General features: G+C 63.0%; 23 protein-coding genes. 12 read left to right on the forward strand and 11 right to left on the reverse strand.

Going from position 1 to position 17,679, the window contains the following annotated elements:
• Positions 1-134: 134 nt before the first annotated feature.
• Entirely contained in the window at positions 135-488 is a 354-nt protein-coding gene (locus tag O7A61_RS05335; RefSeq protein WP_140752573.1) for a DUF1304 domain-containing protein, read from the forward strand.
• A gap of 96 nt (positions 489-584) precedes the next feature.
• On the opposite strand, the gene O7A61_RS05340 is transcribed toward O7A61_RS05335, so the two are convergent.
• From O7A61_RS05340 to O7A61_RS05370, 7 genes are all read right to left on the reverse strand, one after another.
• A complete protein-coding gene (locus tag O7A61_RS05340) occupies positions 585-1,010 on the reverse strand; it encodes a hypothetical protein (protein WP_337128863.1) in 426 nt (141 codons plus the stop codon).
• 251 nt (positions 1,011-1,261) lie between these two features.
• Positions 1,262-2,293: a peptidoglycan -binding protein gene (locus O7A61_RS05345; protein WP_140508938.1), complete on the reverse strand. Its 1,032-nt coding sequence runs from the start codon at positions 2,291-2,293 to the stop codon at positions 1,262-1,264.
• A gap of 1 nt (position 2,294) precedes the next feature.
• Positions 2,295-3,320: a MotA/TolQ/ExbB proton channel family protein gene (locus O7A61_RS05350; protein WP_027141776.1), complete on the reverse strand. Its 1,026-nt coding sequence runs from the start codon at positions 3,318-3,320 to the stop codon at positions 2,295-2,297.
• Positions 3,321-3,440: 120 nt separating this feature from the next.
• The gene (gene trhA / locus O7A61_RS05355) at positions 3,441-4,127 is read right to left on the reverse strand and encodes a PAQR family membrane homeostasis protein TrhA (protein ID WP_337128865.1); all 687 of its coding nucleotides are present in this window, start codon (positions 4,125-4,127) and stop codon (positions 3,441-3,443) included.
• Between the two features lie 82 nt (positions 4,128-4,209).
• Complete coding sequence (locus O7A61_RS05360; protein ID WP_337128867.1) at positions 4,210-5,010, reverse strand: inositol monophosphatase family protein; 801 nt, start codon at positions 5,008-5,010, stop codon at positions 4,210-4,212.
• A gap of 86 nt (positions 5,011-5,096) precedes the next feature.
• Entirely contained in the window at positions 5,097-5,663 is a 567-nt protein-coding gene (gene efp, locus O7A61_RS05365; RefSeq protein WP_027141779.1) for an elongation factor P, read from the reverse strand.
• Between the two features lie 138 nt (positions 5,664-5,801).
• Positions 5,802-6,671: a LysR family transcriptional regulator gene (locus O7A61_RS05370; protein ID WP_337128869.1), complete on the reverse strand. Its 870-nt coding sequence runs from the start codon at positions 6,669-6,671 to the stop codon at positions 5,802-5,804.
• Between the two features lie 106 nt (positions 6,672-6,777).
• Between O7A61_RS05370 and O7A61_RS05375 the strand changes: the two genes are divergently transcribed.
• Positions 6,778-7,794, forward strand: a complete 1,017-nt coding sequence (locus tag O7A61_RS05375) for a zinc-dependent alcohol dehydrogenase family protein (protein WP_337128871.1) — start codon at positions 6,778-6,780, stop codon at positions 7,792-7,794.
• 15 nt (positions 7,795-7,809) lie between these two features.
• Here the strand turns inward: O7A61_RS05375 and O7A61_RS05380 are convergent, their stop codons facing one another.
• From O7A61_RS05380 to O7A61_RS05390, 3 genes are all read right to left on the reverse strand, one after another.
• A complete protein-coding gene (locus O7A61_RS05380; RefSeq protein WP_442921047.1) occupies positions 7,810-8,805 on the reverse strand; it encodes a tetratricopeptide repeat protein in 996 nt (331 codons plus the stop codon).
• Between the two features lie 46 nt (positions 8,806-8,851).
• Positions 8,852-9,499, reverse strand: a complete 648-nt coding sequence (locus tag O7A61_RS05385; protein ID WP_337128875.1) for a thiamine phosphate synthase — start codon at positions 9,497-9,499, stop codon at positions 8,852-8,854.
• A 133-nt stretch (positions 9,500-9,632) separates the two neighbouring features.
• Entirely contained in the window at positions 9,633-10,538 is a 906-nt protein-coding gene (locus O7A61_RS05390; RefSeq protein ID WP_337128876.1) for a DMT family transporter, read from the reverse strand.
• A 132-nt stretch (positions 10,539-10,670) separates the two neighbouring features.
• Here O7A61_RS05390 and O7A61_RS05395 point away from each other — a divergent pair, with 132 nt between their 5' ends.
• The 3 genes from O7A61_RS05395 (at position 10,671) to O7A61_RS05405 (ending at position 12,829) form a co-directional block, all read left to right on the forward strand.
• Positions 10,671-11,129 (forward strand): Lrp/AsnC family transcriptional regulator, encoded by a 459-nt coding sequence (locus O7A61_RS05395; RefSeq protein WP_337128877.1) that lies wholly within the window; start codon positions 10,671-10,673, stop codon positions 11,127-11,129.
• A gap of 84 nt (positions 11,130-11,213) precedes the next feature.
• Positions 11,214-11,942: a class I SAM-dependent methyltransferase gene (locus O7A61_RS05400; RefSeq protein WP_337128878.1), complete on the forward strand. Its 729-nt coding sequence runs from the start codon at positions 11,214-11,216 to the stop codon at positions 11,940-11,942.
• Positions 11,943-12,058: 116 nt separating this feature from the next.
• The gene (locus tag O7A61_RS05405; protein WP_027141786.1) at positions 12,059-12,829 is read left to right on the forward strand and encodes a sulfite exporter TauE/SafE family protein; all 771 of its coding nucleotides are present in this window, start codon (positions 12,059-12,061) and stop codon (positions 12,827-12,829) included.
• Positions 12,830-12,858: 29 nt separating this feature from the next.
• Here the strand turns inward: O7A61_RS05405 and O7A61_RS05410 are convergent, their stop codons facing one another.
• Positions 12,859-13,410, reverse strand: coding sequence for a DUF2269 family protein (locus tag O7A61_RS05410; RefSeq protein ID WP_337128879.1), 552 nt, complete (start codon positions 13,408-13,410; stop codon positions 12,859-12,861).
• Positions 13,411-13,727: 317 nt separating this feature from the next.
• Here O7A61_RS05410 and O7A61_RS05415 point away from each other — a divergent pair, with 317 nt between their 5' ends.
• The 7 genes from O7A61_RS05415 to ruvB form a co-directional block, all read left to right on the forward strand.
• Positions 13,728-14,120 carry a hypothetical protein gene (locus O7A61_RS05415; RefSeq protein WP_337128880.1) on the forward strand — a complete coding sequence of 131 codons (393 nt, stop codon included), beginning with the start codon at positions 13,728-13,730 and terminating at the stop codon, positions 14,118-14,120.
• A 374-nt stretch (positions 14,121-14,494) separates the two neighbouring features.
• Positions 14,495-15,028, forward strand: a complete 534-nt coding sequence (gene rcdA / locus O7A61_RS05420; protein ID WP_027141789.1) for a protease adaptor protein RcdA — start codon at positions 14,495-14,497, stop codon at positions 15,026-15,028.
• A gap of 94 nt (positions 15,029-15,122) precedes the next feature.
• On the forward strand, positions 15,123-15,635 hold the full coding sequence (gene ruvC, locus O7A61_RS05425; protein ID WP_027141790.1) for a crossover junction endodeoxyribonuclease RuvC: 513 nt from the start codon (positions 15,123-15,125) through the stop codon (positions 15,633-15,635).
• Between the two features lie 13 nt (positions 15,636-15,648).
• On the forward strand, positions 15,649-16,269 hold the full coding sequence (gene ruvA / locus O7A61_RS05430) for a Holliday junction branch migration protein RuvA (protein WP_337128885.1): 621 nt from the start codon (positions 15,649-15,651) through the stop codon (positions 16,267-16,269).
• A gap of 64 nt (positions 16,270-16,333) precedes the next feature.
• Positions 16,334-16,618, forward strand: a complete 285-nt coding sequence (locus O7A61_RS05435; protein WP_027141792.1) for an AbrB/MazE/SpoVT family DNA-binding domain-containing protein — start codon at positions 16,334-16,336, stop codon at positions 16,616-16,618.
• Complete coding sequence (locus tag O7A61_RS05440) at positions 16,615-17,019, forward strand: PIN domain-containing protein (RefSeq protein ID WP_337128881.1); 405 nt, start codon at positions 16,615-16,617, stop codon at positions 17,017-17,019. The genes O7A61_RS05435 and O7A61_RS05440 overlap by 4 nt, the downstream gene beginning before the upstream one ends.
• The coding region (ruvB, locus tag O7A61_RS05445; protein ID WP_337128882.1) for a Holliday junction branch migration DNA helicase RuvB at positions 17,016-17,679 on the forward strand (664 nt) is incomplete at its 3' end. The genes O7A61_RS05440 and ruvB, both read left to right, overlap by 4 nt.

Here is a 17,679-nt window from a genome sequence, read left to right on the forward strand (position 1 = left end):
CCGTGATTGAGGACGGCGCGAAAAGACACCAACGCAAAAGCCTTGGCAACCCTCAGATCCCATTCAGCAGATGCAGCTTGCGCAGGCGAGGTCGAGCATGAAATGCTGCCGGCGACGCATGCAGGGGGAGCAGAATGATCGGCAACATCCTGGTTGGGCTGGTGGCCTTGATCCATGTCTACATCGTTTATCTCGAGATGGTTCTTTGGGACACGCCGCGCGGGCACAAGACATTCCGCCTGACGCCGGAATTCGCCAGTGCTTCGAAGGTGCTCGCCGCCAATCAGGGCCTCTACAACGGATTTCTCGCCGCCGGCCTGATCTGGGGGCTTTACCTCGGCGCCGGCGGCTTCCAGGTCAAGGTCTTCTTCCTGTTGTGTGTGGCCATTGCCGGTCTCTATGGCGCGGCAACGGTCGGCCGCAAGATCCTTTACATCCAGACCGTGCCGGCGGCGGCCGCCCTGATCGCGGTCTGGCTCGGTTGGTAGCCAGGATGGGCTGGTAAGGAAAAGGACGCCTGCGGATTGGGGTCCCCGAAGGCGCCAGTTGATCCCTTCCTCCTGGAATATTCAGGCAGGATCGCCTCAGCCGTTCGGATAGTTTCCGCCGTCGGCGCCATCGCCCATCAGGAAACCGCTGCCGGTGTTGACCATCAGACGCTGGTCGACGGTGTCGAGCTGGCGCAGCAGGTCATGGTATTGCGCGGCCGGTATCCTGCCGTGATCCGACGCCGCTACCTTCTCGGCGGCCCGACCGATACGGGCGGTGCGCATTTCCAGGCGCTCCGCGACGGCCGGGGTGATGTTGTTGGCTCGCCTGGCATCGACGATGCCCTGATGGACACCCCGAACCTGCTCAATGAGCGCCTCGACACGCGGGCCCGTCAAATCGGTCGGATCAGTCGCATCGAGTGCGCCCTTGTGGTGGCCCGCGGCATAGGCGCCGGCAAGCGGGGCCGCGATCAGAATCGCGGCAAGGGTTGCAGTCTTGAGAGATGCTGAAGTGCTCATGGGGAGGTTCCTCCTGCCGGGAAGGGAGAGCGGCCGCGCCGCTTCGCCTTCCGACTTGTTTGGGTCGTCCAGTTCCGTCGCGTCGCGATGGGAGGCATCGCCGGCGGTTCTCGGCCCTGCGCAGCAAGCTAGGAGCGCTTCCGCGCGAAGTGTAATTAAAAAAAGATAATCTTTTCAGGCCTTGCCGGCCGCCGCTTGCGCCCTAGAGTTGAGCCGACGAACAAATTCGCGTGAGTTCGCGTGATAATGGATCAACGTTCGGTGAGCTTCAGTTCAATGCGGCGGTTCTTGTTACGCGCTTCGTCGGTGTCGGCGGGGTCGAGCGGCTGGAACTCGCCGAAGCCGGCGGCGACGAGCCGGTTGGCCGGCACGCCGTTCTCGATCAGGAACTTGACCACCGAGGTCGAGCGCGCCGTCGACAGCTCCCAATTGTCGCGGTAACGGCCATTGCCGGACAGCGGCTTGTTGTCGGTGTGGCCATCGACGCGCAGCACCCAGTTGATCTCCGGCGGGATCTCTTTCTGCAATTCGATGATGGCATCGGCGAGCTTCTTCATCTCGACCTTGCCGGCGTCGTTGATCACTTCGGAGCCGGTCGGGAACAGCACTTCCGACTGGAACACGAAGCGGTCGCCGACGATGCGGATGTTCTCGCGGTCGGCGAGGATTTCGCGCAGGCGCCCGAAGAAATCGGAGCGGTAGCGGTTCAATTCCTGCACACGCTGCGCCAGCGCCACGTTCAGGCGACGGCCGAGATCGGCGATCTTGGTGTTGGAATCGCGGTCGCGCGTTTCGGAGACGTTGAGGGCATCCTCAAGCGCGCCGATCTGCTTGCGCAAGGCCGCGATCTGCTGGTTGAGGATCTCGACCTGGCTCAGCGCCTGCTGGCTGATCTGGCGCTGGTTGTCGAGTTCACCACCCAACTGCGCGGCACGCTGGTTGGCGGCGTCGCCGGCGCCGGCACCTTGCGCCAGCAACTGTTCGAGCCGGCTCTTTTCCGCCTGCGCCGCCGACAGGGACGCCTGCAGATTGGCGAGCGAATCCTCCTTGTCCTGCGCCGTCGAGCGCTCCAGCGCCAGAAGCTGGGTCAGTTCGTTGATTTGCGAGTTGAGGCGCGACAGTGCCGTGTCCTTGCCGGAGATTTCACGGCCGAGCAGGAACTGCGCCAACACGAAAACGGTGAGCAGGAACATGATGGCGAGCAGCAGCGTCGACAAGGCGTCGACGAAGCCAGGCCAATAGTCGATGCGGCGATCGGTACGCCGGCCCCTGGCAAGCGCCATCCTAGTGCACCCCGGGCTTCTTCAGCGCGTCGGCGATCTTTTCCAGCGTGTTGCGCATCGCCTTCTGCTCGTCGGACTGGGCCTCGACCCAATCGCGCATGATCTGCTGCTCGGAACGCATGTTCTTGACCAGGCCGGAAATGCCGTCGGCGAGATTGGCCATGGCTGTGGCGACGCGCGGATTGGAGCCGCCGCCGTTCTCCTGCATGCTGCGCAGCCGTTCCGACAGGACGCGGATCTCGTCGGAAGATTCGGCCTTGGCCGGGTCGGAAACGACGATGTCGGACGACAGATCGGTGACCGAGGACAGCCAGTTCTCGAGCTCGGTGTAGAAGCGCGTCTGGGCGCGACCGGCCTGCAGGTCGAGGAAGCCGAGCACGAGTGAGCCGGAGAGGCCGAACAGCGAGGACGAAAAGGCGGTGCCCATGCCGGCCAGCGGCGCCGACAGGCCCTGCTTCAGCGAATCGAGCACCGCCGCGGCATCACCCGTGCCGGGATCGAGCGATTCAATCGTCTCGCGGATCGAGCCGATCGTATTCAACAGGCCCCAGAAAGTGCCAAGCAGGCCGAGGAACACCAGAAGGCCAACCAGGTAGCGCGAGGTGTCGCGGCTTTCGTCGAGGCGCGTGGCGATGGAGTCGAGCATTGTGCGCATCGAGGAGGTCGAAAAGGCCACGGACGACGAGCGACCGATCATCGCCTTCATCGGCGCCAGCAGCACCGGTTCGGTGGTTTCGGAGCCGGCGCGGAAGGAGTTGACCCAGCGCACCTCGCGAAACAGCCGCCCGACCTGCGTGAAGGCCAGCAGGATACCGACGACGAGCACGCCGACGATCAGGCCGTTGAGGCCGGGATTGGTGACGAATGCCGTCGTGACCTGGCGGGTCAGGATGGCGGCGATGAAGGCGACGATGGCCAGGAAGATGACCATGGTCAGCAGAAAGACCTGAGGGCTCGACAATTTGTGCGGATCGTAGATGAGCACGTCGGAGCGCCTGCCCATGCCGAAGGATCTGAGAAAAGCCATCCGTGCCCCGTTTCCGATGCCGCTGCCGCCGATCACGTAGTTGGCGACTCTAAACGGAATTGTGACCAAATTGAATGGTGCTTGGCAATATTGCCACAGGTGGCTTTTGGAGCCGGCGCTTCAAAGGCGGTTGATGACCAGGCAATCGGCCATGGCCGCCAGATGCAGGCCGGCGCCGGTGACGACGAAGCCGTGCCACAGGGCGTTGTGGAAGCGCAGCGCCTTCCAGGCGAAGAAAATCACGCCGCAGGAATAGACGACGCCACCGGCGACGATGAGCACGATCGACGTGGTCGGCAGCGTCTCGACAAGCGGTTTGACAACGACGATGCCGCTCCAGCCGATAGCAAGGTAGAAGACGATCGCCAGCCTGTCGAAGCGGCCGGGGAAAAACACCTTGATGGCAATGCCCGTTGCCGCCGCGGCCCAGACCAGAACGATCATCCAGCGCGCCAGCGGCGAGTTTCCCAACTGGGCGAGAAAGGGTGTGTAGGTGGCGGCGATCAACAGATAGATCGCGGCATGATCGAAACGCCGCAAAATCCATTTCGCGGGCGAGGTCACCGGCCACAGATTATAAGTCAGCGACACAGAAAGCACCGTGAGCAGCGAGACGACATAGAAGGCGGCTGCGATGTATTCGCCGGGCCCGACCCGGGAGGCAGCGAGCGCCAGCAGCGCCGAACCGGCCGCTATCGCCAGCACGATCCCGACAGCATGGACGATCCCGTCGGCGATCATCTCGGCGCGCGAATAGTGCCAGCGTCCGATGAACGGGATGTCGATCTGTGGCGGGGTGTCGGTCATCTATCGTCCTGCATCACCCTTAATCTGGGCGACCGACGGACAGTATTTCAAGCTTTGTTTGCGGTTTTACGACTGCGGCGGTTCAGCGCGGCGGGAGCGGCTTTTTCACCGTCTTCAGCAATGCGCGCTGGATGATCTCGTTGCCGGCGACGACCGTGCCGGTGTCCAGCATGTCCTGCCCGCCATCCATGTCGGAGGCGAAGCCGCCCGCCTCGCGGATCAAGAGCAGGCCGGCGGCGATGTCCCAGGCCGACAGGCCGACTTCCCAGAACCCGTCCATGCGTCCGGCGGCGACATAGGCAAGATCGAGCGAGGCGGAGCCCATGCGGCGTACGCCGGAGACCTCGGCCATGACGTTGCGCAGTTCGACCAGGAAATTGCCGTGATGGCCGCGGCCGAGATGCGGCACGCCGCAGCCGATCACCGTGTCGACAAGCTTGGTGCGGCCGGCGACGCGCAGGCGGCGATCATTCATGAAGGCGCCGCCGCCGCGCTCGGTGGTATAGAGCTCATCCATGGCCGGATTGTAGATGACGCCGGCAACGATCTGGCCCTGGCGCTCAAGCGCTATGGAGACGGCGAAAAGCGGAATGCCGTGCAGGAAATTGGTGGTGCCGTCGAGCGGATCGACGATCCAGCGGTGCTGGCTGTCATCGCCAATGACCGTGCCGCGCTCTTCCATCAGGAAACCGTAGCCCGGGCGCGCTTTCGACAATTCGGCAAACACGATGTCCTCGGCCTTGCGGTCGGCCTGGCTGACATAGTCGCCGGGACCCTTCATCGAGACCTGCAGGTTCTGGACCTCGCCGAAGTCGCGCGACAGCGAGCGGCCGGCCTTCATTGCGGCCTGGACCATGACGTTGAGGAGGGCGGAGCGTGCCATAGTGCTTCTTCCTGGTGCGTCGCTTTAAACTCTGTCTCGATACATGCCGGTGACCCAAAACCAGGGCCACCTTTGGGCGACATGCATCAGTCGGCGCGGCGCACGTAAGTGATTTCGTTGGTGTCGACGATGATGCGTTCGCCGGCGCCGATGAAGGGCGGGACCAGGACCCGAATGCCGTTTTCCAGCACAGCCGGCTTGTAGGAGGACGCCGCCGTCTGGCCCTTCACCACGGGATCCGCCTCGGTGATGGTCAACGTCACATAGTCGGGCAGTGAAATGCCGATCGGCCGCTCCTCGTAGAGCTGAACCGTCACCATCATGCCGTCCTGCAGGAACGCGGCGCGGTCGCCGACGAAATCCTTGTTCAGTTCGAGCTGCTCGTAGCTTTGAGTATCCATGAACACCAGCGCGTCTTCCTGCTCGTAGAGGAAGGAAAAATCCTTCAGGTCGAGCCGGATCTGCTCGACCGTCTCGGCCGAACGGAAGCGTTCGTTGAGCTTGGTGCCGTTGATGAGGTTCTTCAGTTCGACCTGGTTATAGGCGCCGCCCTTGCCCGGCTTGACGGTGTTGGTCCTGACCGCCACCCAGAGGCCGCCATCGTGTTCGATGACATAGCCGGGACGGATTTCGTTGCCATTGATCTTGGCCATGATGATGGGATCCGGGATGCTGCCAACGACCAGACCGTTGGTTGGGATGTTCGCCGTGACAAGCGATTTAGGGCTCCAAGACCACAAATCGCCCGGAGAGGCAAGGGAGGACGGGTCGGCTCCGGCCGGCAAGCCGCATCAGGTCTCGATATCGAGGACGTCGCCGACGGTCGTTGCAATGGCTTGCGCGGCCTTCGCCAGGCGGTTGAGGTGAGGAGAGCGCAGTGCCACGACCTGCAATGAAAGGTCCAAATCTCCAGTATCGACAAGCGCGAGGTCGTCGGGAAGTCCGCGCGCGGCGAGCCGCGACGGCATGAGGCCGAGGCCGTGTCCCCGACGTACCCATTCCATCTGCATCGCCGGGTCCTGAATTTCCGCCGCCACAACGAGCCGATGCCGTTCGCCGCCCAAAATGGCGAGGAGTCTCTGACGTGCGTCGCAAGGCTCGGGACTGAGCACCCAAGGCATGGAAGCCCAGGCGGCGTCCGTAAGACGGGATTTGGTAGCGCCGGCCTGCGCTATGACGGCGAGACGTTCGGTGCCGAGCACGTCCGGGCCTTGATGACCGGCGGGTCGTAGAACAATCGCCATGTCGAGTAGGCCGCGCTCGAACTGCTCGATCAGATCCGCGCTCCAGCCGGTCTTGAGCCGCAAGGATATTTTTGGAAACGTCGCAGCCGCGTGAGCTATACCGCCCGCAACGCCCCCGTCGGACAAGCCATGTGCCAAGCCGACACGCAGCACGCCTTGCGGTTCGGCGTCGGTGGCGCAGGCTTTCAGAGCCTCGATGGACGCCAGTATGTCTTTCGCGCGCTCCAACACCTCCAGTCCCGCCGTGGTCAGGCGCGGCGGCTTCTGCCGGCGATCAAGAAGCGTTGTCCCGAGCATATCCTCCAGTCGCTGCACCTGACGGGTGACGGCAGGCTGCGTCAAAGGCAGGCGCCGGGCCACATTCTGAATAGAGCCTTCCTCGGCGAACAGAACGAGCGTGCGCAGTTCCTCCAGCATTCTAGCGGTGCTCCAAGTGCATAATCATTCTGATTATTATGAATTTGAAATCATAAGCAAGGCAAGCGATTTTCCTTTCCAGGGACCTCCAAACGGAAAGAAGACAATGAAGGCAATCGAATTGCAGCACCCGGGCGGCATCGACAATCTCAGGCTGGTCGAGCGGCCGATGCCGGAACCGGGCCGCCAGGAGATGATTATCAAGATCAAGGCCACGGCACTGAATTACCGCGATGTGGAAATCGCCCGTGGCAGTTACCACACTGCCTTTGCGCTGCCATTGGTTCCGCTTTCGGACGGCGTCGGCGAAGTGGTTGCCGTTGGCGCCGAAGTGACCCGCTTCAAGGTCGGCGACCGCGTCTGCGCTACATTCTGGCAGCGTTGGATCGGCGGCAGTTTCGCCATGGCCGAACCCTCCTATCAACGGGGCGGTCCCATCGACGAGTTGCTCAGCGAGTTCGCGAGGCTGGATGAACAGGCGGCCGTCCTTGCGCCAGAGCACCTGAGCGACGTCGAGGCCGCGACCCTGCCTTGCGCCGCCGTGACGGCCTGGCATGCGCTGTTCACCGAAGGCCGGTTGAAACCCGGCGAGACGGTGCTGAGCCTGGGCACAGGCGGTGTCTCGCTGTTTGCGGTGCAGTTTGCCGCCGCCGCCGGCGCACGCGTCATCGTCACGTCAAGCAGCGACGACAAGCTCACGCGCGCAAAAGCGCTTGGCGCCCATGACGGCATCAACTACCGCAGTGACCCGGATTGGGCGTCAGCCGTGCTGGCGCTCACCGGTGGGCGGGGCGCCGATCACATCATCGAAGTCGGCGGGCCGCAAAGCTTCGCCCAGTCGCTGAGGGCTTCGGCGCGGGGTGCCCAGATCAACGTAATCGGCTATCTCGGCGGCAGTGAAGGGGCAGTCAACCCGCTCGACATCTTCCGCCGCCAGGTCCGGGCACGCGGGATACCGGTTGGTTCACGCGAATCCTTCGAGGCGATGAACCGGGCTCTTGCCGTCAACCGGTTGACGCCGGTGATCGACAAGGTCTTGCCGTGGCGTGAGGCAGCCAGCGCCTTCCGCCATCTCGAACACGGCTCGCCCTTCGGCAAAGTCGTCCTGGATCACAAGCAATAAGCGTGCGCGCTGTCCTCAGGGCAGGCGGTTCGCCTTCTGCAGGGCCTGCTTGGTCTGGTCGTCGCTCAGCCCTTGCAGGAAATCGTCCATCTCCTGATCGATGAGGCCGGCGCGGCGGGCGACGATGTACCAGGCGCCGGCGAGCACGAGGTCCGGATCGGTGCCGATGCCTTGCATATAGAGTTTTGCCAGGCGGTTCTGGGCCGCGACGTTGCCGCCTTCGGCGGCCTGCTTCGTCCAGCCGAACGCCGATTTCAGGTCGCGCGCGCCGCCGCGGCCCTCGATCATCCAGGCGGCGAGATCGATCTGCGCGGTGTCATAGTTCTGACGGGCGGCCTGCGCCAGCAGCCGCCGTGCCTGTGCGTCGTCGCGCGGCTTGCCGCCGACGCCATTGGCATAGATCTGAGACATGGCGTATTGCGCATCGGCGAGACCGCTCGCCGCAGCGCGCTCATAATAGGAAACCGCCATGGCCAGGCCGGCGTCGCCGGGATCCTGCTGGACCAGCATCTGCGCGAAATTGAATTGCGCCAGCTGGTTGCCGGCTTCGGCGGCGGCCTGCATCAGGGCATAGGCCCCCTTCGCATCCTTCTTGACGTAGCGGCCGTCGAGCAGCATCAGCGCGTATTGAAACTGCGATTCCGGCACGCCCTGCTCGGCGGCAAGCGCGTACCATTTCGCGGCCTCGGCCGAGTTCAACGGCACACCCAACCCGCGCGACAGGATCTCGGCCATCAGCGTCTGCGCCGCCGGGTCGCCATTCTGCGCACGGACCAGCGCCAGATTGTAGGCGGTCTTGTAGAGCCCGCGCTGGAAGGCACCATAGGCGGCGTCGGCCGGCTTGGCGCCGAAACGATCGGGATTGACGCTGTCGACCGAGGGCAGCGGTGCGGGCTCCGCCGTGGTGGCAGGCTGGGGCAGCTGGTTTTCGATCGGCTTGTCGGTGTGCACGCCGGTTTCAGGCTTGGGCTGCGGCAAGGGTATGGTTTCGGCGGCGGCGGCCTGGATCATCACCGCCGCAAGCAGGGCCTGAAGGGAAAGCCTTGCCAGGGACACGTCAATCCTCGAAGCGCGGCGCTGTTTCGTCGAGCAGCGCATTGGCGCGAGTGATCGCCGCCTTTGGATCGACGCCGTCGGCGAACACGGCGCTGGACAGCGCGACGAACTCGGCGCCGGTGGCGGCCACCGTCTCGACGGAGGCAAGATCGCAACCGGCCTCGACGATGCAGGGGATCTGGATCATCTGCGCCCACCATTGCCCCAATGACAGGTTGCGCGGATGCGGCTCGGGCTTGTTGTCGTAGCCGAAGCGGCCGAAGAAAATGTAATCGGGCCTGGCTTCGCCGAGATCCAGCGCGTCGTCGCGCGTCTTGGCACCGCCGGCGCCGACCATCATCTTCGCCTGGAAATGCTCGATCGTCTCCGCGAGTTCGGCCTTGGAGACCTCGACATGGATGCCGTCGGCCTGGACCCGGCCCGCGATGCGGGTGTCGCCAGCGATGATGACGGCCACGCCCGCGGCCTGCGCGGCCGGCACGACCTGTTCGGCGAATGCCTGGAAGAAGGCCTCGTCCATGCCGTTCTCGGGCAGGATCAGCGAGGCGATGTCGCCGCCGTTGAACGCGGCCGCGATGCGGGTGGCCGGCACGCCGGGCGGCGCGATCAGTACGATGCGGCAGCGGTTGGGGGGCGTTGCGTCATTCATGGTTCTTCGATCCCGGGTTTCGCCTATGCCGGGCGAAGATGGTTGGATTGCGGCATAGAGCAAACTGCCCGCTTTGAACAGGCGGGCAGCCAGGATCGCAATTCTTGACCGGCCGGGTAGCCGGCATGCCGCCTTACTTGATCGGCTGCGGGCTCCCGGCGGACGGTCTCGATTTCCACAATGTCCAGCCGAGGTTCATGCCGGCGGCAGCGATCAGGATGGCGGCGGCGCCGACGACCTGGCTGAAATGCAGCCGATGGCCGAAGGCGGTGACATCGACCAGGATGGCAACGACGGGATAGATGAAGGACAGCGACCCCTGCAGATGCGTCGGCAGCTTCTGGATGGCGCCGTACATCAGGATGTACATCAGGCCGGTGTGGACGATGCCGAGCGTCGCCAGCATGGCCCAACTCCATGGGTCGGCGGGGAGATGCGAGAGATTGGCGAAGGGCGCCAGCATGACCACGCCGACGCAGACCTGGATGAGCGCGATCAGATGCGGCGGCGTGCCCTTGAGCTTCTTGGTGACGATGGCCGCGACGGCCCAGAAGAAGGCGGCGGCCAGGGCCATGAGAATGCCGGAGAAATAGTTCGTGCCGACATCGCCGGAGTCAGGGGCGGCCCCGACGATCAGCACCATGCCGGCGAAGGCGATTGCCAGCCAGGTCAGCTTGGTCAATGTCAGCCGCTCGGCGAACAACAGCGCCCCGAAGCCGACCAGCATGAAGGGCTGCGTGTTGTAGACCGCGGTGGCGATCGAGATGGAGGCGCGTGAGAAGGCGCTGAACAGGAGCAGCCAGTTGATGACGATCGCCGCACCCCCAAGTGCCGCGAGGCCGATGATGCGCAACGACAGCCTGTTGCGCAACAATCCAAGCGAAGCACAGATGACGAGCAGCGTCAGCGCGCCGAACGCGCAGCGCCAGAACACCACATCCATGATCGGCTGGCCGGACATGATGACGAACCATCCGATCGTTCCCAGGATCGCCATTGCGGCCGACATTTCGACCGTGCCACGTACAGTATCGTTCATGATAAGCCTCTGAACCCGTTGAAGCGGCATAATCTCATGCGATGCAGAGGCTTTCCATCTGCAGGAAAAGGAGATATGAGGGCTTTGCCTAATTATCTTAGGATGGCACCTTGAAATCCGCGAGAAAAATAAATGCTGGATGACTTCGACCGAAATCTGCTGGAAATCCTGGTCGGGGATGCGCGGACCTCGCTGAAGGATCTGGCAGCTCAGGTCGGGCTGTCGTCGCCTAGCGTCTCGGAGCGGCTGCGGCGGCTCGAGGAGCGGGGCGTCATCCGGGCGTTCACCGTCGAGATCGATCCGCTGGCGCTCGGCTATACGCTCCAGGCGATCGTGCGGATCAAACCTTTGCCGGGCAAGCTGCACATCGTCCAGAAACTGATCGAGGAGATTGCCGAGTTCGGCGAATGCGACAAGGTGACGGGCGACGACTGTTTCGTCGCCCGGCTGTACGTGCGCTCGATCGGCGACCTCGACGGCATTCTCGACCGTATCGCCGACAAGGCCGAGACCAGCACCGCCATCATCAAGGCACAGCCGATCCGGCGACGGCCGCCGCCACTGGGGTTGCCGTCGGGCTCACAGGCTTGACCCGCGTGACCATGGTGGAAAGGCGCGGCGAGTCCACCAAATGTCAGTCTTCCGCCAGATGGCTGTCCGAGGAGCGAGAAAAACATGGCGCAAAACATTTACGATCAACCGGATTTCTTCGCTGGCTACAGCCAGCTTGGCCGCTCGATCGAAGGCCTGAACGGCGCCGCCGAGTGGCCGGCCCTGCGTGCGATGCTGCCTGACGTGGCAGGCCTCAGGATCGTCGACCTCGGCTGCGGCTTCGGCTGGTTTTGCCGCTGGGCGCACGAGCAAGGGGCGAGGCAAGTCCTTGGGCTTGACCTGTCGGAGAAGATGCTTGCCCGTGCGAGAGCGGCCGGCCCGGACGCCGGCGTCACCTACGAGCGAGCCGACCTCGACCAGCTAAGCCTGCCGCAAGGCGGCTTCGATCTCGCCTACAGTTCGCTCGCCTTGCACTATGTCGAGGATATTGAGCGCCTGTTCAGGACCGTGCACCGGGCCCTGTCGCCCCGCGGCCATTTTGTCTTCTCGACGGAACATCCGATCTACATGGCCCCAACCAATCCGGGCTGGTCGATCGATGGGGAAGGGAAAAGGACCTGGCCTGTCGACCGGTATCTGGTGGAAGGGCCGCGCAAGACCGACTGGCTGGCCAAGGGGGTGGTCAAACATCACCGCACCATCGGCACAACGCTCAACACGCTGATCCGCACGGGTTTCACAATCGAGCATGTCGAGGAATTCCGTCCGACGGACGCGCAGATCGCGGCCAGGCCGGACCTTGCGGAAGAGCTCGAGCGGCCGATGTTCCTGCTGGTTTCGGCGCACCGATAAGCGTTCGAAGCCCGTTGGCCCGATATGTCGCGGCCAGTCGATATTTACGGTCGCCGAGCAGGCGATTCCAGGCTATTCAGACGTTGATCCGCTTTCCCTCCAGACCAGCCCTCCCCATGTCAGGCCTGCTTCTCGATCCGTGGTTCTACGCGGCCGCCGTCCCGGCGGTCATTCTGGTCGGCCTGTCCAAGGGCGGTTTTGGCGGCGCCGTCGGCTTTGTCGGCGTGCCGCTGATGGCGCTGACCATGCCGCCGGTGCAGGCGGCCGCCATCCTGCTGCCGATCCTGTGCCTGATGGACATCGTCTCGGTGTGGACATGGTGGGGCGTCTATAACAGAAAGATGCTGGCCGACATGATGCCGGGCGCCATCATCGGCATCGGGCTTGGCTGGCTGACGGCAGCACTCGTCACCGAGGAAGCGGTGCGGCTCATCGTCGGCGCCGTCGCCATCATCTTCGTCCTGCGCTGGCTTTACCTGCAATTTCGTCATGGTTCCGACCACGCGGCCGCACCCAATCGCGTGGCCGCGGCCATATGGGGCACGGTCGCAGGCTTCACCAGCTTCGTCGCCCATGTCGGCGGCCCGCCCTTCCAAGTCTATGCCTTGCCGATCCGGCTCGACCCCAAGGTGCTGTCGGGCACGGCAGCGATCTTCTTTGCCGCCACCAACGCGCTGAAGCTCATTCCCTATTTCGCGCTCGGCCAATTCGACACCGCCAATCTGACGGCGTCGGCGGTGCTGATGCCGCTGGCGCCGTTGTCGACCATCGCCGGTGCGTGGCTGGTGCGGCGCATGCGGCCGGAGGTTTTTTATCCCTTCACCTATGCGACCGTGGCGGTCGTGGCTGTGAAGCTTCTGTGGGACGGGATTGCCGGCTTGATGTAGACCAGCGCCCTTCAGGTGATCCGCTCTGGTCAGGCGGCGTTGGGCACCATGCGCCGTGTCCGGCCGAGCGCCATTGTGGCGCCGGCGGCAAGAACCACAACCATGCCGGCGAGAATGGCGACGTCGTGCAGGGTCGGCTTCAGCACCATGTCGGTGACGATGACCAGCATCACCGCATAATCGAAGCGCGCCGCCCGCAGGATGCGCTGGCCGTAGGCAAGTGCCGCGGGCGTCACGCCGTCCCTGGCGATCATCGCGCTCATGTGGTCGGCTGTCGGCTTGAAAACGAACATGCCGATGCAGAAGGTCGTGGCGTAGCCGGCAAGGCCGATCAGGATCCAGAGATCGGAGAAGCCGACCCAGAATGAGCACATGATCAAGCCGAAGGCCAATGTCAGCATCGACATCGGCGCGAAGAAGCGGTTGCCCAGCTCGCCGGTGGCGCGCATCGCCTGCAGCGTTCCCTGAATGTTGCCGGCACGATCCGCCAGCGTCGCCAGCACCATCAGCGTGAAGCCGCCACCGACCCAAAGCATCGCCGAAATGATGTGCAGCAATTTGACGATGGAATACCAATCCATGACTTTCTCCCGATGTCCAATGGTTGACGGCGAGGTGGCCATTGCCCGCTCGCCGATCAGATGCCGCAGCGTTTAGCGCCGCGGCTGTTTCCGAACGATGTCGTGGAAAAGCCGGCTGTGTTTCAGACTGCCTAACGAAAGGAGCGACTAATATGATGAACGCACCGCCCGATTTTTCTGCTATGTCGGGAGCGTCGGGGGGCGACATCGTCCGGAAACAGTGCCGATGCTAGTGCCGACGGAAGTCCGGCGGCGACAGCGCTCGCCTGACGATCAACTCATTCCCAGCTTGGGAACAGGCAATTCGGGGGACTAATATGCAAGGGACAGCACGGAATTTCTTCACGCTGGCGATCATCTATGCGCTGTGCGGCATGGCACTCGGCATCCACATGGCCATCAGTGAAGATCACGGCCAGATGCCGACCCACGCCCACACTATGGTGGCGGGCTGGCTGATGTCGGCGGTCTTCGCGTTCTTTTACCACCTGTTTCCGGCTGCCGGGCAAAAGACGCTGGCCCTGGTCCATTTCTGGCTGACGGCAATCAGCGGCATCGGGCTCATGATCGGCCTTTATATACTGCTTGCCGGAAATCCGGGGATCGAGCCGTTGCTGGGGATATCCTCGATCGGCTTCTACGCAGGCATTCTGCTGTTCGCCTTCATTGCGTTGCCGGTGGTGTGGAAAAAAGGCCTGAAGGAAGGTTGAAACCGGGCCTGTGCGGCTGTGCTGTTACGGCACAGGAGCACGGTGTTGGGTTAAAAAATATCAGGGATGTTAAGAGTTCATTAAGCTTTACAGGCGTTTACTATGTCCATCCAGTGATCTGGATTCTTACCGAGTGGTTGGAGCCACTTTGTTTGACGCCTCCCTGTTAAACTCCTGAGAGCCGCCTTATCCGCGGCTCTTTTTTTGTCCGCATTCCGGCGGCATTCCGCGCGGCGGTTCCCCGTTAACCTTCTGTTAAACATATGCTTGCCTTCACCCCGGACGAAGCGCATTTTCAAGCTTCAGTTATATAGCGTCCCGGGTGTATCGGCAGAGAGCCGAATCGGCCGGTTGCGAGTGCAGGGGCATTATCAATGAACGAGCCTTCGAAGGGCATTGCGAAAACCGTGAAGCTGGCGGAGCGCCGGGTTTTTTCGCACTCCTTCAAACCGCTTTACCAGGAAGGCATGGGGCTGGTCGAACAGGCGGCGGAGTATCTCGACGGCAAGGGCCGGGCCGAGGCCAAGAAACTGTCGCGGCTGGCGGCCACGCTCTACGCGGCCGAATCGATGCGACTGACCACCAGGCTGATGCAGGTTGCCTCGTGGCTGCTTTTGCAGCGCGCGGCGAATTCCGGCGAGATGACCCGCGACCAGGTCGCCTCGGAAAAGTCCAAGGTGCGCCTCGATACCGCTTCCGCCCATGACGAAGCGGCCGGCTGGGCCGAACTGCCGAACGATTTCCTCGACCTCGTCAACCGGTCGCTGCGCCTGCAGGCATTGGTGCGCCGCATGGATGAAGAGATCTACGGCGCCGGCGCGGTGGTCGACATGCAGCCCGTGGCCCGCCGGCCCAATCCGGTTTCGGACCAGATCAGCCTGCTCAACACGGCGTTCGCCCGCAATTAAGCGATCCCGCAATCGCTCCCTTGAATTGGCAAGGTTGTTTCTGGTTTGTTCACATTTCGCTGGCATCGCTGTCCACCGGGGGTAAAGTCACCGGATGGGGGACGCGATTCGCATCATCGGTATCGATCCGGGGCTCAGGCGCACCGGCTGGGGCATTGTCGAGAGCCTCGGCAATTCCTTGCGTTTTGTCGCTTCGGGTACCGTGCGCTCCGAGGACAAGGCGGCGCTGGCGACGCGGCTCTGCCAACTGCATGATGGGCTTGCCGAAGTCCTGCATCAGGCCATGCCGCATGAGGCCGCCGTCGAACAGACCTTCGTCAACAAGGACGCCGTTGCGACGCTGAAGCTCGGCCAGGCGCGCGGCATTGCCATGCTGGTCCCGGCGCGGGCGGGCCTCGTCGTCGCCGAATATGCGCCCAATGCGGTGAAGAAGGCGGTGATCGGCGTCGGCCACGGTGACAAGAAGCAGATCCACATGATGGTGAAGGTGCTGCTGCCGAAGGCGATCTTCGACACCGAACACGCCGCCGACGCGCTGGCCATCGCGATTTGCCACGCGCATCACCGGCAGAGTGCGGCCTATCGCCTGGCGGTATTGGCATCATGAGAGGCTGTTGGAGATGATCGGCAAGCTCAAGGGCACACTCGACGAGGTCGACGAAGACCATTGTCTGGTCGATATCCACGGCGTCGGCTATGTCGCTTATTGCTCGACCCGCACGCTGGCGGCACTGCCTTCGCCCGGCGAAGCGGTGGTACTGTTCATCGAGACCTATGTCCGCGAGGACATGCTGCGGCTTTATGGTTTCCAGTCGCAGCTCGAGCGCGAATGGTTTCGGTTGCTGATGAACAACGTGCCGGGTGTCGGCGCCAAGGTGGCGTTGGCCATCCTGTCGACGCTGGCGCCGGCCGACCTCGCCAATGCCATTGCACTGCGCGACATCGCCATGGTTTCCCGCGCCCCTGGCGTCGGCAAGAAGGTGGCCGAGCGCATCGTCACCGAATTGAAGAACAAGGCACCTGCCTATGCGGGCACCGCCACCGGCACCATTGGGCTCAAGCAGGAACTCGGCGAAGGCGTGGCGCCCGCGCCGATCACCGACGCGGTCTCGGCCCTGGTCAATCTCGGCTATTCGCGTGACACCGCCGCCAATGCGGTGTCGGCGGCGCTGAAGACGGCGGGCGAGGGCGCCGATGCGTCGAAACTAATCCGCTTCGGGCTGAGGGAACTGGCGCGGTGATTGCTTGAAAACAAAATTCCAACTACAATATGCTTTGTAAGTAATTTCTCGGAAAGTAAGAAAAATGGGTGCTTACGCAAGCCTGACATCGAAAGGCCAGCTTACCATCCCAAAGGACGTCAGGGATGCGCTGTCGCTCAAGGCGGGTGACATGATCGCCTGGACGGTAGTGGATGGCTACTTGATCGGAACGCCGCGCAATCTCGACTTTGCTGACCTCGCCGGATTCCTGGGAGATCCGCCCGACGGTCCGGCTTCACTCGAGGAAATCGATGCCGCGGTTCGGGACGCTGTTGGACGGCATGTTGTCGGGGACGCGCCGAAGGGCGGGCATGAGGGTGACGCGTGACGTCGATAGGCATCGATACGAACGTTCTGCTTCGAATGGTGCTGAACGATGATGCCGAGCAAAGGGCAAAAGCCTTAGCTTTCGGCAAAGGCCTTAGTGAGGATACCCCAGGCTTTGTCAGCCTGATCGTCCTGGTCGAGTTCAGTTGGTCGCTGATTTCTCGTTACAGGATGTCCAGGGAACAAGTCCTGGCGGCGATCCAAAGACTGCTGAAAATCAGAACGTTGGTTTTCGAGGATTTCGATGCCATTGTGATCGCGCTCGAAAGGTCCAACATGCCGCAGGTTGACTTTGCCGATGCGCTAATCGCCGAGCACAACCGAAATGTGGGCTGTTCCCACACGGTCACTTTCGATCAGCGGGCTGCAAGGTCCATTGCAAGCATGGAATTGCTGGCATGAGCCTTTCCCCCCGCCTCATTGCACCGGAAAAGCGTGGCGAGGACGCCGAGCAGACCTTGCGGCCGCAGACGCTCGACGATTTCGTTGGTCAGGCGGCGGTGCGGGCAAACCTCAAAGTCTTCATCGAGGCCGCCAAGGGCCGCAAGGAGGCGCTCGACCATGTGCTGTTCGTCGGACCGCCGGGGCTAGGCAAGACGACGCTGGCGCAGATCATGGCGCGTGAGCTCGGCGTCAATTTCCGTTCGACCTCCGGGCCGGTCATCGCCAAGGCAGGCGATCTCGCGGCACTGCTGACAAATCTCGAAGAAGGCGATGTGCTGTTCATCGACGAGATCCACAGGCTCAACCCGGCGGTGGAGGAAATCCTCTATCCGGCGATGGAGGATTTCCAGCTCGACCTGATCATCGGCGAGGGACCGGCGGCGCGCTCGGTCAAGATCGACCTCGCGCGCTTCACCCTTGTGGCAGCCACCACGCGGCTGGGCCTGCTCACCAATCCGTTGCGCGACCGCTTCGGCATTCCGGTGCGGCTCAATTTCTACACGGTCGAGGAATTGGAGCAGATCGTGCGGCGCGGCGCTCGCATCCTGCAGATGCCGCTCGGCAATGACGGTGCGCTTGAGATCGCGCGGCGCGCGCGCGGCACGCCGCGCATTGCCG

The sequence above is a fragment of the Mesorhizobium sp. Cs1321R2N1 genome (genome assembly GCF_037179725.1).
GTDB classification, from domain to species: Bacteria; Pseudomonadota; Alphaproteobacteria; order Rhizobiales; family Rhizobiaceae; genus Mesorhizobium; species Mesorhizobium salmacidum.

Bases quoted from the DNA above. Each gene is read 5' to 3' on its own strand.
- O7A61_RS05335 (WP_140752573.1), top strand. From the start codon at position 135: ATGATCGGCAACATCCTGGTTGGGCTGGTGGCCTTGATCCATGTCTAC.
- O7A61_RS05340 (WP_337128863.1), bottom strand. From the start codon at position 1,010: ATGAGCACTTCAGCATCTCTCAAGACTGCAACCCTTGCCGCGATTCTG.
- O7A61_RS05345 (WP_140508938.1), bottom strand. From the start codon at position 2,293: ATGGCGCTTGCCAGGGGCCGGCGTACCGATCGCCGCATCGACTATTGG.
- O7A61_RS05350 (WP_027141776.1), bottom strand. From the start codon at position 3,320: ATGGCTTTTCTCAGATCCTTCGGCATGGGCAGGCGCTCCGACGTGCTC.
- trhA (WP_337128865.1), bottom strand. From the start codon at position 4,127: ATGACCGACACCCCGCCACAGATCGACATCCCGTTCATCGGACGCTGG.
- O7A61_RS05360 (WP_337128867.1), bottom strand. From the start codon at position 5,010: ATGGCACGCTCCGCCCTCCTCAACGTCATGGTCCAGGCCGCAATGAAG.
- efp (WP_027141779.1), bottom strand. From the start codon at position 5,663: ATGGCCAAGATCAATGGCAACGAAATCCGTCCCGGCTATGTCATCGAA.
- O7A61_RS05370 (WP_337128869.1), bottom strand. From the start codon at position 6,671: ATGCTGGAGGAACTGCGCACGCTCGTTCTGTTCGCCGAGGAAGGCTCT.
- O7A61_RS05375 (WP_337128871.1), top strand. From the start codon at position 6,778: ATGAAGGCAATCGAATTGCAGCACCCGGGCGGCATCGACAATCTCAGG.
- O7A61_RS05380 (WP_442921047.1), bottom strand. From the start codon at position 8,805: ATGATCCAGGCCGCCGCCGCCGAAACCATACCCTTGCCGCAGCCCAAG.
- O7A61_RS05385 (WP_337128875.1), bottom strand. From the start codon at position 9,499: ATGAATGACGCAACGCCCCCCAACCGCTGCCGCATCGTACTGATCGCG.
- O7A61_RS05390 (WP_337128876.1), bottom strand. From the start codon at position 10,538: ATGAACGATACTGTACGTGGCACGGTCGAAATGTCGGCCGCAATGGCG.
- O7A61_RS05395 (WP_337128877.1), top strand. From the start codon at position 10,671: ATGCTGGATGACTTCGACCGAAATCTGCTGGAAATCCTGGTCGGGGAT.
- O7A61_RS05400 (WP_337128878.1), top strand. From the start codon at position 11,214: ATGGCGCAAAACATTTACGATCAACCGGATTTCTTCGCTGGCTACAGC.
- O7A61_RS05405 (WP_027141786.1), top strand. From the start codon at position 12,059: ATGTCAGGCCTGCTTCTCGATCCGTGGTTCTACGCGGCCGCCGTCCCG.
- O7A61_RS05410 (WP_337128879.1), bottom strand. From the start codon at position 13,410: ATGGATTGGTATTCCATCGTCAAATTGCTGCACATCATTTCGGCGATG.
- O7A61_RS05415 (WP_337128880.1), top strand. From the start codon at position 13,728: ATGCAAGGGACAGCACGGAATTTCTTCACGCTGGCGATCATCTATGCG.
- rcdA (WP_027141789.1), top strand. From the start codon at position 14,495: ATGAACGAGCCTTCGAAGGGCATTGCGAAAACCGTGAAGCTGGCGGAG.
- ruvC (WP_027141790.1), top strand. From the start codon at position 15,123: ATGGGGGACGCGATTCGCATCATCGGTATCGATCCGGGGCTCAGGCGC.
- ruvA (WP_337128885.1), top strand. From the start codon at position 15,649: ATGATCGGCAAGCTCAAGGGCACACTCGACGAGGTCGACGAAGACCAT.
- O7A61_RS05435 (WP_027141792.1), top strand. From the start codon at position 16,334: ATGGGTGCTTACGCAAGCCTGACATCGAAAGGCCAGCTTACCATCCCA.